The sequence below is a fragment of the Limimaricola variabilis genome (genome assembly GCF_034371605.1).
GTDB lineage: Bacteria > Pseudomonadota > Alphaproteobacteria > Rhodobacterales > Rhodobacteraceae > Limimaricola > Limimaricola variabilis.
Window position 1 is genome coordinate 137,242 of the sequence record NZ_CP139691.1, and the last position, 13,558, is coordinate 150,799.

The 13,558-nt window shown below is 71.0% G+C and carries 15 protein-coding genes; all 15 read right to left on the bottom strand.

Going from position 1 to position 13,558, the window contains the following annotated elements; translation table 11 throughout:
• Window positions 1-36: 36 nt before the first annotated feature.
• The 15 genes from gpJ to T8T21_RS00730 all read right to left on the bottom strand — a co-directional run bounded on the left by gpJ (window position 37) and on the right by T8T21_RS00730 (window position 13,440).
• Window positions 37-3,345, bottom strand: coding sequence for a TipJ family phage tail tip protein (gpJ, locus tag T8T21_RS00660; RefSeq protein WP_322336390.1), 3,309 nt, complete (start codon window positions 3,343-3,345; stop codon window positions 37-39).
• A complete protein-coding gene (locus tag T8T21_RS00665) occupies window positions 3,342-3,761 on the bottom strand; it encodes a C40 family peptidase (RefSeq protein WP_322336391.1) in 420 nt (139 codons plus the stop codon). Before T8T21_RS00665 ends, gpJ begins: the two co-directional genes overlap by 4 nt.
• Window positions 3,758-4,285, bottom strand: coding sequence for a hypothetical protein (locus tag T8T21_RS00670; RefSeq protein ID WP_322336392.1), 528 nt, complete (start codon window positions 4,283-4,285; stop codon window positions 3,758-3,760). Before T8T21_RS00670 ends, T8T21_RS00665 begins: the two co-directional genes overlap by 4 nt.
• On the bottom strand, window positions 4,282-4,701 hold the full coding sequence (locus T8T21_RS00675; protein WP_322336393.1) for a hypothetical protein: 420 nt from the start codon (window positions 4,699-4,701) through the stop codon (window positions 4,282-4,284). Before T8T21_RS00675 ends, T8T21_RS00670 begins: the two co-directional genes overlap by 4 nt.
• Window positions 4,698-7,625: a phage tail length tape measure family protein gene (locus T8T21_RS00680; protein ID WP_322336394.1), complete on the bottom strand. Its 2,928-nt coding sequence runs from the start codon at window positions 7,623-7,625 to the stop codon at window positions 4,698-4,700. Before T8T21_RS00680 ends, T8T21_RS00675 begins: the two co-directional genes overlap by 4 nt.
• Complete coding sequence (locus T8T21_RS00685) at window positions 7,622-7,993, bottom strand: DUF1799 domain-containing protein (RefSeq protein ID WP_322337511.1); 372 nt, start codon at window positions 7,991-7,993, stop codon at window positions 7,622-7,624. Before T8T21_RS00685 ends, T8T21_RS00680 begins: the two co-directional genes overlap by 4 nt.
• Window positions 7,990-8,319 (bottom strand): hypothetical protein, encoded by a 330-nt coding sequence (locus T8T21_RS00690; RefSeq protein WP_322336395.1) that lies wholly within the window; start codon window positions 8,317-8,319, stop codon window positions 7,990-7,992. Before T8T21_RS00690 ends, T8T21_RS00685 begins: the two co-directional genes overlap by 4 nt.
• Before the next feature lie 16 nt (window positions 8,320-8,335).
• Window positions 8,336-9,274, bottom strand: a complete 939-nt coding sequence (locus T8T21_RS00695; protein WP_322336396.1) for a phage tail tube protein — start codon at window positions 9,272-9,274, stop codon at window positions 8,336-8,338.
• Between the two features lie 3 nt (window positions 9,275-9,277).
• On the bottom strand, window positions 9,278-9,466 hold the full coding sequence (locus T8T21_RS00700; RefSeq protein WP_322336397.1) for a hypothetical protein: 189 nt from the start codon (window positions 9,464-9,466) through the stop codon (window positions 9,278-9,280).
• Window positions 9,463-9,900, bottom strand: a complete 438-nt coding sequence (locus T8T21_RS00705) for a phage tail terminator protein (protein WP_322336398.1) — start codon at window positions 9,898-9,900, stop codon at window positions 9,463-9,465. Before T8T21_RS00705 ends, T8T21_RS00700 begins: the two co-directional genes overlap by 4 nt.
• The gene (locus T8T21_RS00710) at window positions 9,900-10,328 is read right to left on the bottom strand and encodes a gp436 family protein (RefSeq protein ID WP_322336399.1); all 429 of its coding nucleotides are present in this window, start codon (window positions 10,326-10,328) and stop codon (window positions 9,900-9,902) included. The genes T8T21_RS00705 and T8T21_RS00710 overlap by 1 nt, the downstream gene beginning before the upstream one ends.
• Window positions 10,329-10,444: 116 nt before the next feature.
• On the bottom strand, window positions 10,445-10,987 hold the full coding sequence (locus T8T21_RS00715) for a hypothetical protein (protein ID WP_322336400.1): 543 nt from the start codon (window positions 10,985-10,987) through the stop codon (window positions 10,445-10,447).
• An 11-nt stretch (window positions 10,988-10,998) separates the two neighbouring features.
• Window positions 10,999-11,892: a Mu-like prophage major head subunit gpT family protein gene (locus T8T21_RS00720; protein ID WP_322336401.1), complete on the bottom strand. Its 894-nt coding sequence runs from the start codon at window positions 11,890-11,892 to the stop codon at window positions 10,999-11,001.
• A gap of 35 nt (window positions 11,893-11,927) precedes the next feature.
• Complete coding sequence (locus tag T8T21_RS00725) at window positions 11,928-12,362, bottom strand: hypothetical protein (RefSeq protein WP_322336402.1); 435 nt, start codon at window positions 12,360-12,362, stop codon at window positions 11,928-11,930.
• Between the two features lie 4 nt (window positions 12,363-12,366).
• Window positions 12,367-13,440, bottom strand: coding sequence for a phage protease (locus T8T21_RS00730; RefSeq protein ID WP_322336403.1), 1,074 nt, complete (start codon window positions 13,438-13,440; stop codon window positions 12,367-12,369).
• Window positions 13,441-13,558 lie beyond the last annotated feature (118 nt).

Here is a 13,558-nt window from a genome sequence, read left to right on the forward strand (position 1 = left end):
GCGACCTCCCCGACAGACGCAAGCGTCGTGTTCAGATCAGCTGACTGTCGCCATGAAGGGCCCTGACACAGGTCCGGCGATGCCGGCGCTCGTCTGCGGCTCGACCCAGTACTCCCACGCCCCGGCGGGAATGCAGGCAGAGGTCTCGAGGAAGGCCACCGCCGCGTCCAGCGCGCCGTCGAAGTTGGCATCGGCGGCAAAGGCAAGGCCGGTGTTGCCGCTCAAGGCGGTGAGGCGGTCGGTGAGGCGCCCGTCCGCCAGCACCGCGCTACCGTCGACGGGCGTTCCGCCGATCAGTCGCGGCATGACGCTGCCGGCAAGACGACCGATCACGTCCGCGGCAACGCGATAGGTGCGGGCTTCGGTGAGCGAAAGGGCCTGGGACAGCTCACCCGCGCTCCCCGCTGCGTGCGTCGCGACCCCGTCCGCGATCGTCCAGCCCGCGCCCTGCGTCCAGTCGCCCACCGTCCCGAAGCTGCCCGCGGAGAGCAGGTTCTTGCGGGTCGCATCGCCATCGACATGGCTGACGGTGCTGCCGGCCGAGACCGAGAAGGGGGCGCCGGCGGCGTGGATCGTCCGGTCGAGCGTGCCGCCTGCCGGCACCCGGTAGAGCTGGATCCGGTCCGGGGCGTTGGTTCGGGGAATGCCGATCCCGATGATGGCATGTCCCATGCTGCCGATGGCATCGATAGCCGATGCGTCGAGGGCAGCGGGCGCCTCCGGGTCTTGGGCGCCGATCGTCACGGTGACGGTGGCGCCGTAGGGGCCATCGGTCGCCCCGGAGAAAGCGCGCGCCCGCAGTTCGACCTGGTTGTCGGCGGCATAGGCGTCGATCGCCGCCCCCGCTTCGGCCGAGGAGACGGTGATCGTGGTCCATGCCGTGGCGCCGGCGGCGCGATGGTCGAGATCGAATGCCGTGACGATGGCCGAGGACCCTCCGCCCGCGCCGAGGATCACCTCGAGCCCGTCGGGGTCGCCGGTGCCGGCAACGCCCGTAGCGATCTGGACGAAGCGCGGGGCGGCGGGGGTGATGACGGCCGCCTCGACCACCTCGCCGACACGACCGTCCCAGGCAGGGGGCATCTCGGCGTCGGTCAGCGTGTCGATCTCGGGAGCGGCCGCGACCATCAGCAGCCGGGCGGCGAAGTCCTCGGCGGGTTCGATACTGCGAATTCGCAGTGGCATGCTTTCGGTCGCGACGGGCCCGAGATGTACCACCTCGCCGACAGCCGGCACAGCGCCGGTGCCGCTCAGCCGGAAGGCGCGGGTGACGGAAGCCGCGGCGACAGCAGGACGCACCAGCGAGGTGCCGATCACGTCCTCTTCGTTCTCGTAGACCCGGAAGCGCAGGCCGTAATCGGTGCCGTCCTCGACATCGACCTCCTCGTCCAGTTCGACGAGCTGGCCCGAGACCGCCCGGACCCGGGCGGCGACCTGCGTCCGGCTCAGCACATCGAAGCTGCCCATGACCAGGTCGCCACGGGTGGCGACGCGGCTGGCGCCGTCCTGGATCGCGGAGAAGGCGTCGATGCGGTGGATGAGCTCGTACATCCGGCGGCGCGCCTCGATCCAGATCTCGGCCGGGTCGGTCTTGCCGGGCAGATCGATCGTCTCGGTCAGGTCGATCGGGCCGGTGTGGCCCGGCCAGGGAACGACACGCTCGGCTTCTTGGTACTCGGCCGTCTCGTCGTTGAACCGGACGCGGAACGCGTGCGGCGGGGTGAAGTAGCTGCGCTGCCAGCCGAACTCGCCCGAGTTGCGCGGGTTGACGTGGTCGATCGCCAGCTCCTGCGGCCGGTCGATCACCACGCCCCATTTCAGCCCGTCATGGCGCGGCGTGGCGCGTCCGGCGGCGCAGATCGCAGCGAGCATTTCGCCCAAGGCTTCGGGCTGGTCGTGGATCCGGTCGTATTTCAGCCCCTTCGCGTCGCACCACTGGTACCAGTCGGCGAGCAGGTCCCAGTCGATCTCGGCATCCGAGACCGGGTAGGGGTTCTGCGGCCCGCGCAGGGCGGTGAGGAAGGCCGAGGCGGGGTTACGGCTGTAGCCGGTGCTCCAGGCGGCGCCGTCCCAGACCGGGCCCTCGCGCTCGAGGAGCATGTTGACGCTGTCGAGGGCGCCGTTCAGCTGGTGGGTCGCCTTGATCCGCACCGCGACCAGGGCCAGCGGCTTGTCGAGGGTGATCGGGTATTCCGGCCGCACCGACTGGATGGCGGAGAGCACGGTACGGTCGCTTGCCTGCGTGTCGGTGCGCTCGGCCGTCATCCGCGTGACCTCGATCTGCCAGCGGCCGCGTGAGGGCAGCACCCAGCCGAACTGGCGCAGGAACGGCTCGCGCTTCCTGGCGATGAGCTCGAGCGTGGTAACTTCGGACCAGGCACCTACGCCATTCAGGCGCTGACGGATGCGAATGCGCACGTCGAGCGAGCGCAGGTCGCCGTCGTCATCGACGCGAAACAGCCCGCCCGAGAGCCCGATCAACACCGCCGCCTCGGTGGCGTCGGAGGCGGTGAAGCGGCGGACGGGCGTGGCCTGTGCCGCCGCGCCCTCGATGATCTCGCCGGCATCGTCGCGCGGGAAGGGCCGCACCAGATCGGCGTTGGTCGATTCCTCGAGCACCTGGCGGGGATAGAGCGAGAGCGGCGCGTCGCCGATGCGGCCTTCGCGGATCTCGGTGCTGACCTCGTCGAAATCCTCGAGCGGCGTGTCGCCGATCCGGATGTCGCTGATCCGCAGCGGACCGTAGCCCGCGCAGAGCACGGCCGTGACGTATTGGTCGTCGCCCGTGACATGGGTGAATGAGGTCGCGGCGAAGGGCGGGGCGTAGCGATGGCGGCCAAGTGAAAATGGTACCGGCGCACCTTGGCGCAGCTCGTTGCGCCAACCAGAAATCGAGTAGGTATCGCGGCGCTCGCCATCGCGCGACAGCTGCGGCAGCGGGATCAGCGCGTTGACCAGCATGGTGCCGACGGCCGTCAGACCGGCGGCCACGAGACCTTGGGCGAAACGGCCAGAGAGATGAAAGAAGCCGGCCACCTGCGGCGCGACGGCCAGCGCCGCGACCGAGACCACCGCCAGGAGCACGTTGCGCAGCAGGCCGTCCTCGCCCGGCACCGCCCGGATCACCACGCGCACGCCCGGCCGCGGGCGCAGCCGGGGCCAGAGCGCCAGGTCGACCGGCGCGGCGCCGCGCTCGGTCACGAGCAGGACCCGAAGCTGGGAGGGCAGCGCGCCGGGCACGGCTTGGGCCACGATCTCGGCAAGTGTGAGGCCTTCGGGGAGGACGAGTTCAACCCGCGTGGCGGGATCCAGCACCGGCGCTGAGGTAACACGCAGGCCGGTCATGACGTGACCTTCATGGGGGCTTGAACATGCCTGTAAGCGCCGGTGCGGCGGGTGGCCCAGCGGCCGGTGCGAAAGTCCGCGACCTTGGCATGATCGGTGGCATCCATGTGCAGCATGCGCCGGGCGTCGATCACGACGCCGATATGGCAGGTCAGTCGGCCGCGCCGGAACAGCAGCATGTCAAAGGGCGCGAGGTGGAGGACCTCACGCCAGGGCCAGTCGACGCGGGCGATGCCGATGAGATGGGCGATCTCATGGCGTTCCTCGGTGCCGGCGTAGTCGCCGCTGTAGGAGGGCAGATCGATCCCCAGCTGCTCGCGATAGACGAGGCGCGCCAGCCCCCAGCAATCGCAGCCCTGCCGGTCGCGGCCATGCTCGAGCGCCGGCAGGCCCACATATTCCGCCACCCAGCTCATCGGTAGAGCCCCGGAAAGCGGTCCTTGGTGAAGCGGTCCATCGGCACGGCTTCCTCCTCAATCGGCGCGCGGCTGATCTCGATCGAGATCTCGCCGGCGTTGCCCTCGGCCGAAACGAGCTGCATGCCCCGGTACTCGACCTCGACCAGGTCCGGCGAGGAGGCCAGCACCACGGCGAGATGCACCGTCGCCAGGTCGGTGAAGCTGCGCAGCACGGCTGCCTGGTCGGAGCTCACGTTGTCGAACACGATCCGCGCCGCCGCCGGGGCGTCTTCCAGGTCGCCCGGCACCTCGGCGGAGGCCAGCACGAAAAGGAACGGCTCGGTCAGCGGGTCGCTGCCCATCCAGGCGGAACGCGTGCCGTACATCAGCTCGGGCTCGGTCGCGATGCGCTCTGTCGGGTCGGTCGAGAGCCGGACCGGCGCCGCAAGCGAGGGATGCTCGATCATGATCAGCGCCACCTCGACCTCGGCCGTGGTGCTGGCGGCGAAAGCGGTGCGGGCATTGAGAGAGACGCGCCTCACGGCATCACCGAGACGCTGAAGGCGAACTGGAAGCGCACGCCGCGCATGGTCTCGACCGGCGGCTCGGCGCCGAAGAGGCAGAGCCAGCGCGCGGAAAGCAGGAGCGGCGCGCCGGTCGCATCCACGACCGGATCGCCGTCGGCGGTCAGCAACGGCCAGCCGTCGGTGGTCGGATCGGGCATCCAGAAGGGCAGCGAACCCATGCGGGTGGTCTTCTCGTAGAAGATATCGAACACGGTCTTGTCGGCGCGCGGCACGTCGATCCGCAGCGAGACGCTCTTCGCAGTGGCGGAATAGCGGCGGCGGTAGCCGGGCGGGCCACCGGCGCTGCGGCGCTGGCGCGGATCGTCCCATTGCGCCTGCCAGTCCGAGCGCGTCGGTCGCGGCAGGACCGTGGGCCATGTCGCGATGCTCATCGCAGCGGCCTCTTCGGCCGGGCCCCATAGGTCTGGTGCAGCACGCGGCGGGCGCCGCCGCCCCGTGCGGTCAGCGCCGCGCCGACCTCGTCGGCCATCACCAGTCGGAATTTGCGGCGGCCCTGCGTGTCGGTCCCGTCCTCGCGCACCTCCTGGACCGGGACGGTGCCGTGGTTCTCGATCACGAAGCTTGGGGCGCCGAAGCCCGCGCCGGCCGTACCGCCGCCGATCGCGCCGCCGCCTGCGAAACCCGGCAGATCGCCACCGGCGTTCAGGTACTCGAGAAGGTGGCGATGACGGGAGGTAGCGCGGGCGTTCACCATGAACTCCCCGGCGCTGCCCATCATCAGGATGTCGTCGGAGGTCCCCGAACCGGGGCCGTGCAGCATCCCGCCCTCGGCATAGAGCTCAAGTGCCGCGCCGGTCCCGGTTGGGGTGGTGCGTGGCGCCCCTCCGCCGGATGCGCCCAGCCCCGGGAACACTGCGCCGAGCATCATGTCGGCCAGACCGCCTTCACCGCCCAGGCCGAAATACTGCGAGAACGGACCTTCCCCCAGGATCAGCGCCTCGAGGGCGGCGCGGCGGATCGCGTCGGCGACGCCGCCCAGCACGTCGGCCGCGGTCGCGCCCCGCTGGGTCAGGCCGTCCATCGTGTCGAAGAGGGTCGAGCGGGCGAAATCCATGGTTTCGCGCTGATCCTCGAGCGCCAGCCGCTCGGCCTCTCGCGCGGCGATCAGATCCTCGACCTTCATGCGCTCGGCCTCGGTCGCGGCCGTCAGCGCCTCGCGGTGGCGCAGCATCTCCTGGCGGACCGGATCGGCCTCGCGCATGATCGCGAGCTCGTCCTCGAGCCCGGTGATCAGGTCCGTCACCGCCTCACGCTGCCGGCGGGCTTCGGTCTCCTCGCGCGAACGGCTGCCCCGCTTGCCACGGCTCCCGCCGCCCTTGGCCTCGCGCGCCGCCTCGGCCTGTTCGCGCTGCCAGGCCTGGAGCTCCTGCCGGTTGCGCTCGGTCTCGGCCGCCTGGGCCACCACCTCTCGGCGCTCCTGTTCGATCATGTTGAGGATGGTGCTGTCGGTCCCGGGCGGCACCTCGGTGGCGGCGTCGAAGCGCTCGCGCGCCAGCGCCGCCTCCCGCCCGACCGGATCGCCCCGGAACTCGAGCGCGATCTCGCTTTGCCGCAGCGTGCTCAGGCCCTGCGCCGACAGCGCCATGGCGTTGGCCAGCGCGCGGCCGAGTTCGTCGGCCAGCGCCGTGGCCTGACCCACCGCGAGGCTGACATTGCCGTCCATGTCGACCGAGGCGACGCCGTTGGCGGCATCCCACGCAGCCATGTACTCGCCTTTCAGCGAGGCCACGTTGCCTTCGGAATCGTAGGCGGCGGCCGCGGCGGCGCGCTCGGCCGAGATCCGCGCCTGCGCCACCTCGACGCTCTCGTCGCCATGGACGGCGATCAGCCGCTGGATGTCCGCCTCTTCCTCGAGCGCGCGGATCATGTCCCGTGCGGATTGCAGCCGCGCCGAATCCTGCGCCTCCTGTTCGCCGGCCACCCGCGCGTCATAGGCGGCCATCATGTCGCGCAGCATCTCGCCGCTGAAGCCCTTGCCCTCGAGCATGGCCTGCGTCGTCTCGCGCTCGAGGGCGGCGCGCAGGGAGGCCGCCTGGACGCTGTCCTCGCCATGGCGGGCGATGATCTCGGACAGCCGCGCTTCCTGCTGCATGTCGGCGAGCAGCGCCCGGCCTTCGGCCTGACGCTCGGACGCGGCCTGGGCCGCCTCTTCCTCCGCCAGCAGCACCTGCCGCATCAGCGCGACCCGGTTCGCGTTCTGCCCGACCTCGGCCATCAGGGGCCAATCGCGCGGCTCGCTGGCGCGGGCGGCGGCTTCTCTCTCGAGCATGTTTTCCCGAAGGACCGTGAGTTGCTCTCTCAACAGCCGGAGGTTCTGGTCTTCTGCTACAGTGATTCCACCGGCGGCCGCCGCTGCTTCCGAATAAGCAGCGACTGTTCGTTCCAGCGCGTCGTACTGCTCCTCAACACTGCCGCCGGTTGTCGCACGGTCGAGCTGTGCATAGGAGGCCAACACCTCATTCACCAGCGCCTGCCGCTCCTGTCGGCCCCGGCCCAGCAGCGACAGGTCGAAGGTGTCGGCCATGGCCGACTGGTCGCCGAAATCGGGACGGCGCGTGTCGATGCCTTCCGAAATTTTTGCAAACGCCTCGGCGACACCGCGCTGCGCATCCCGCAGGCGAGCCTCGGCCTCGCGAATGGCCTGCTGCTGCGCCTCGGTCGCGAACCGGCCTGCCTCGGCCCGCCATTCGGCCGTCGATCGCCGGGCCCGGCGCGAGGCCGCGACATAGGCGTCCACGCGCTCCGACATGCTTTCGACGGCTTCGTCGAGCGAGGCGGCGGCCGGCTCGGCATCGGTGAACCAGTTCACCATCGCGGCGCCGGCGGCGATCGAGCCGATGGTGACAAGGCTGATCGGGTTGAGCATGCCCAGAAAGGCGCCGCCCAGGGCCTGCACCGCGCCCCGCGCCCCCATCGGTCCCAGCACCTGGCTGATCTGCGTGCCCTGCTGCAGCGCCAGCGTCAGAGGGTTCTGGCCCGCCGCCATCATCACGCCGATATCGTTGAACTGGGCGGTGAGGTTGCCCATCTGGCCGGCCGCGGCGCGGTTTGCATTGGCCAGCCCGACCGCTTCCGTTGCCGCCGCCTGCTCGGCGGCGCCGAGCGCCCGGACATCGGCGGCCGCTCCGTCGGCGGCCGTCCCCAAAGCGCGGGTCTGGCCCGCCGCGGCGCCGCCCCGGCGGCCCATCTCCTCGGCGGCGCCGCCCGCCTTCGCGGTTTCCGCGGCCAGATCGCGCAGCTCGGCCTTCGCCTGGCCGGCATTGGCCTCGATCAGCATGCTCGCCCGGAAGGTCATCGTGTCACCTCACGCATTGCCGTGATCGCGCCCGCCTCGATCACCTGGACGTCGGCCCAGAGCGCCGGCGTCATCTCGATCCCCGCCAGGTCCAGCCCGGCCCGGGCACCGGCGTAGTCCAGCCCGGTTCGCACCACCGCCGACAGGGTGGCCGCCACCCGCCATTGCGTGGCGATCCGGAGAAAGGCGGTCAGAGCCGCCGCGTTCTGTGGCCAGACGCCGGTCTCGCCGGCGGGGGCGAGATCCTCGGCCGAGAGGGCGATGCCGAAGCGGGCGGCGTCCGAGAGCGCATCGTCGGCGGTCCGGTCAGATCCGGGCGCGGCATCGGTGAGCGCGCCCCGCCACCACGCGCCGCCCGCCCATCTCAGTTTCCCAGGCGGGCCTTGGACACGGCGGCGGTGTAGCCCCGCACCAGCGCCAGCCGCACATGGGGCGCGCCGATCAAGCGCTCGCGCAGCTCGTCGCTGTAGGGGATCGGCTGGTCCGCGTCGTCGACCACGTCCTCGAACCCCACCACGGCCAGGCGCAGGAACGCCTTCACATCCTCGGTGCGGCTCATGACGAGGCTTTCGGCCTCCGAGTCGGGCACGACGCGGTAGCGGGTCCTCAGCTTCTCCTCGCGGTAGCCGCCATCGACGGGCACCATGACCGGCACGTCGTGGGTGAATTCGGGGCGATCGACGATCTTGAACATCGGGGTCTCCGGGAGATCAGGTGAGGGTCAGGGTGAACTGGTCGTTGCCGGCCTGCGGCAGGGGCACGGCGCGCAGCGGCCACTCGACGATGCCCTGCGCCTGCTGCGGCGCCTGGGGCCGCTGCATCTGCATGGCGGGCACGGCGAGGGTGACGATGCGCCCGGCGGTGGTGCCGTGCACGAGCTCCAGCGCCGTCGCGGCCTGGCTGGCGGCAAGGGCGAAAGGATCGAGGGTGGTCAGCGGCACCGCCTCGACGGTCATCTGGATTGCCTCGGCCTTGTCGGTGATCACCACGTTCTCGGCGCCGATCAGGAAGCGCGGCTCGACCTGGTTGCCGAAGTCGAGCTGGAAGGAGCGCAGCACCAGCGGCGTGGCGCCGACCGTGAAGCCGGGAGTGTTGGCGTTGCTGGCCACCTGCGGCTTCTCGAAGCCGGTCAGCGTCGGCGTGTCGCGGGCCGCCTCCTCCGGCGCGGCCCAGAGCCCGGTGAACTCGAACTCGAGATAGGGGATGCCCGACGCGTCGACCTTGAGCATGCAGTTGCCCCGCGCGCCCTTGATCTTCTGGAGCGTGGCGCCGAGCCAGAGATAGAAGGTGCCGCTTTCATGCGCGTCCGTGACCGGGTTGTAGGTCACCGAGGTCGCCGCGACGATGGTTTCGGCCATCGCGCAAGCGCGGATCAGCCCGCCCCAGGCGGGGGCGGTGCCGGCGGTGCCCGACGGCTCGAGCTCGACCCGGAAGGACAGCTTGGCATGCAGATCGGCGGGGATCGTGGGCTGCGCACCCAGCCAGGGCGTCTCGAGATCGCGGCTGACGTCCTGGCCTTCCATGGGCGTGAGCTTCACCTCGGTCGCCAGGATGCCGTTGGCGGCGCCGGTCGGCGTGGCATCCGCGCCGTAGGTCGCCTCGAGCTTGAACAGCAGGATCTTCGAACGCCACTTGATGGGAGCGGGCATGGATCAGGTCTCCTTGGAGGTCTTGGCGCCGGTCTGCGCGGGGGGAGATGCCGGGCGCCTGGCCGGGCCAGACGTGCGGTCGGGCGCCTCGGCCGTCGGCGTCTGCACCAGGTCGAGCTGGCCGCTCGAGCTGCGGGTATAGCTGCCGCCCGCCCCCGGCAGGGGCGGCGTCGGGGCGGGGGTCTTCGTCATGCGTGGATCCTCACTTGATCGGAGAGCGCGAAATCCACCTGGTAGAGGATCGTGCCGGTCTCCATGGACAGCAGGTTGCCGCGCGCGAGGCGCAGCTGGCCGATGGCCTCCTCCGGACCCCAGCCCGCGAGGGCGCGGATCACGGCGTCCACCAGCTCGTCGATCTCGGGCACCGCGCGGGCGCCGGTGCGGGAATAGGTGCGCAGCGTCAGCACGACGCCGACCATCTCGTCGATGCCCTGGACGAAGGCCCCGGCCGCCGCCGAGACCTGCCCGCCACGCAGCCCCAGCGGCACCACGTGGGCCGCGGGGGTGACCTCCGGCAGGGCCTTCGACTTCAGGATCGCCGCCAGGGACGAGGCGCCCTCGACGCTGCGCAAAGCGGGGACCCCGGTCTTCAGGCGGGCGATGATGTCCGGGATCAGCGCGGGCATCAGATGAAGCCCTTGAGGTTCGCGCCGGTAAAGGGCCGCTCGCGATCGGTCATCCGCGCGCCGGTGCCGCCGGTGCCCTGCGGCGCAAGCCCGGCGACCGGCAGACGCACGGTGCCCTTGGCGATGTCGCCCAGGGTGCGCATGGCGCTGCGCTGATCCTCGGCGATCTTCGGGTCGGGCTCGTGGCGATGCAGCTTCCAGATCGCGATGGCGCGCGCCAGATCGGCGATGAGCGGCGGCACCGTCTCGAGCGGAAGCGCGTAGCGACCGGCAAGGTAGCCGTCGATCACGGCGTCCGCATCCTCGAGCGCGCGCCCCAGCACGTCCAGGTCGATCGCGCCCGTGGGCGCCTCGCCGCGATCGCTCAGCGCCACCAGCATGGCGGCGCCGTAGCGATCGGTCAGGGCCTGGACGGTCGTGTAGGGCATGGCGGCAAGGCTCCTTCAATGCCCCCTTCAAAGGGGCGCGAAATTACCGGGGGCGGAGGCACCCGCCCCCGGCGGACCGCCCGGGAGGAGAGTGGGCGGCGTGGGGATGGCTCCGGTCAGGGCGCGGGCGACAGGCCGATCGAGAGAACCGGGTCCGAGGTCAGCGCCTCCCGCTCGGCCTCCGTCAGATCCGCAAGCCGCAGCGTCACGGGCTCGGGGCCGAAGAACCGCCCGGCGCGCCAGCGGCCGCGCTTCGGGCCGCGCACCACAAACCGGGCGCCGAGCTCGCCCTCCGAAAGCCCGGCCCCGGCCGAGCCGTCGAAATCGGGGCCGCGCGTGGCGGGGGCGCCTTCCGCGCGCAGTCCGAAGGCGGCGCCGGCGCCCGGGTCCGAGCCGGAGACAGGGCCGGCATCAGGCACGGTCGGACCAGCGCCGCTGGTGACGTCGGTCGCGGTCGCCGGACCGGCCGCGGGATCCGCGACCGCCGCGGCGGCGGGGTCGGGCGCGGGAGAGGTCTTCGCCCCTCCCGCTTCGGGGGCCGCCGTCTTCTCCGCCGCCTTGGCCCCGTCCTCCGCGTCCTGGCGGGTCGCGGCGCTCTTGGCCGTATCAGCCTCCGTCGCCGCGGCCGCCGGGCTCTTGGTGTCCTTCTTCGTCGCCATCAGCTCTCTCCTCAGTCGAGCCAGGAGGTGACGAGCAGCTCGGCCGTCCCCTTCCAGACGTTGGTGGCACCGGCGGCGTTGCGCTCGGCGTTGAGGATCTCGAGCGCCTTTGCCTCGAGCGCGGTGGGCACCACGAGCAGGTTGGGCTTGAGACCCAGGGGCCGGCCATGGTCGCCCTTCATGCCGCGCACCGCGGCGCGCGCGGCGGCGTAGGAATCGGCGTCGAGGACCTGCCTGGAGCCATAGGCCATCTGCCAGAAGCCGTAGCCGACGTTGCAGCGGCCATCGGTGCCGTAGAGGTACTGGCGGTTGTTGAAGACGTTGTCGTCGGTCGCCTTGTCCTTCGAGACGAAGTCGAACGGCCGGCGCTCCTGGTAGATGATCGGCTTGAGCGGCGCGCCGGTGCACAGCAGGAACCACGGCGCCCCGGCACCGCCGCCGGTGTTCGACACGGTCCCGATCGAGCCGTCCTCCTGGATCACCGGGTGGTCGGTGTCGAAGAAGTTCTGGCCGTCATAGCACTCGGTGGTGAAGCCGTTCTTCAGCGCGCCGAAGACCAGCTCGTCGGGCAGCGCCCCCACCGCCTCGCCGAGCGTCTGCATCAGCGGGGTGTAGATGCCGAGATTGTCGTCCTCGATGTCGTTGCGGTCGACACCGATCGTCTCCTCGAAGTCCTTGTTGACGATCGTGTAGCTGTGTTCGGCGATGTTCTGGATGACCCGAGGGCCGACCCACTCGCGCAGCCGGGGCAGCTTGCCGAGCCAGCCATAGGTGGTCTCCTTGGTGGAGGACGGCACCGTGAAGGCGATCTTCTTGTAGTCGGAGGCCGCGACGTCGAGGCCCGCGCGAAAGGCGGCGGAGAACCCGACGCGAAGCGCGGCGAGCGAGGTCTGCGAAATGATCATGAATGGGCTCCTGTCGTGCCGGCGCGGGCGGCGGCTTAGACTGCGGCGAGGGTGAGGGCTTCGTCGAAGCGGACCCAGACGCCCAGGGCGTCCACCGCTTCGACGATGCCGGCGGGAGAGCGGGTGGCCGTGCCGTCGGTCTTCGCGACGGTCTGGTCATCCACGATGAAGCAGAGCTTCCCGATGTCGGCGGCAGCGATCGCGTCCGCCGCGGCCGAGTTGGCGAAGCGGAAGGTGCCGGGCTGGTAGGTCACATCGAGATCGCCCGCGGCGCCGGCGCTGTTGTCGGCGCGCGTCTCGGCGCGGCCGATGCCGACGGCGCCGGCGGCGGTCGCGCCCTTGGTGGCGTAGCCCGCGGCATCGCGCATCACGATGGCGCCCTGGTAGATCAGGGTCGCGGCCGCGACGCCGGCGACGCGCAGGTCGCCCAGCTGTTGGGGGGTGGAACGGTCGCTGGTCAGGGGGGGCATCGGTTCACACCTCCTTGGCGCGCTCGGCCTCGAGCGCGGCGGTGAAGTCCTTCGGCGTCATGCCGAGATGGCGGGCGACGGCGAGCTGCTCGGCGTTGAGCGCGATCTCCCCGTCCTTGGTGGCGGGCGGCAGCGTCAGGTCGACGCCGCCGGTGAGGACCGGCAGGCCGCCGATCTCCTTCTCGACACGGGCCGGATCGGCCATGTGCATCGCGACGTAGTGGTCGCGCAGGCCTTTCACGCCGACGCGGCCGCGTTTGATCTCGCCGTCCACGAAACTCACCGCCTTGTCGCGCGCCTGGCTGTCCTGGACCGTCTTCAGCTTGCCCACCACCTCGGCGAGCTCGGATTGCAGGGCCGTGACCTGCTCGGTGGTCGCGCCGCCCTGCCGGGCGGCTCTGGCCGCGGCGATCACCGTGTCGGCGGTCATCTCGCCGGTGAGGCCGAGCGCGGTGCCGATCTCGGACATCTGTGCCTGCATCGCGGTCTCGGGCTTGGCCTCGAGCTTGCCGCGGAGCGCCTCGAGCGCCTGCTCTTCGGTCGCGTCGGCAGGAAGGCCGAGCATCTCGGCCAGCTGGGACAGCAAGTTCATCGTGTTCTCCTGATGGAGCGCGACCAGGCCGCGCAGGTTCGGCTTGTTGACGAGGCTCGCGTTGTGAAGCGCGAAGATCCGCTTGGCCTTGTCGTGGATCACCACCGGCGAGATGCTGCGATAGGCGCGGCCCTTCACCAGCGCCTCGCCCTCGGCGGTCCATTCGACCCGGCCCCAGATGCCGTCGGCGCGCGCCTGCATCTCGACGATCCAGCCCACGGCGTCGGAGCGCTCGCCCCGGGGCGCGGCCAGGAAGGTCGAATGGTTGACGTCCACCTCGATCCGGTCCCGGCCGGGCTGACCCAGCGTGTTCGAGATGATCTCCTGCGCCGCCGCCAGGGAGTAGGGCCCGCGCGCATCGGCGGTGAGCACCCTGCCGTCGGCCGGCGCCGGCAGGAGATGGATCCAGTCCGGCGCGCGCCCGTCGCCGTCCGGTCCGGGCAAGGTCTGGGAGGCCATCATGGCGGTATGGTGAGCGGTGTTCATGGGGCGACAATCGCCGCCCGTCGCAGCTCGAAACAGACGCAAGCGCCTTGTTCGGAAGGGCATCGCAGGGGGGAGGGAGAGAGGCGTGGCCTCAGGTCACAGGCTGACGCCGCGACGG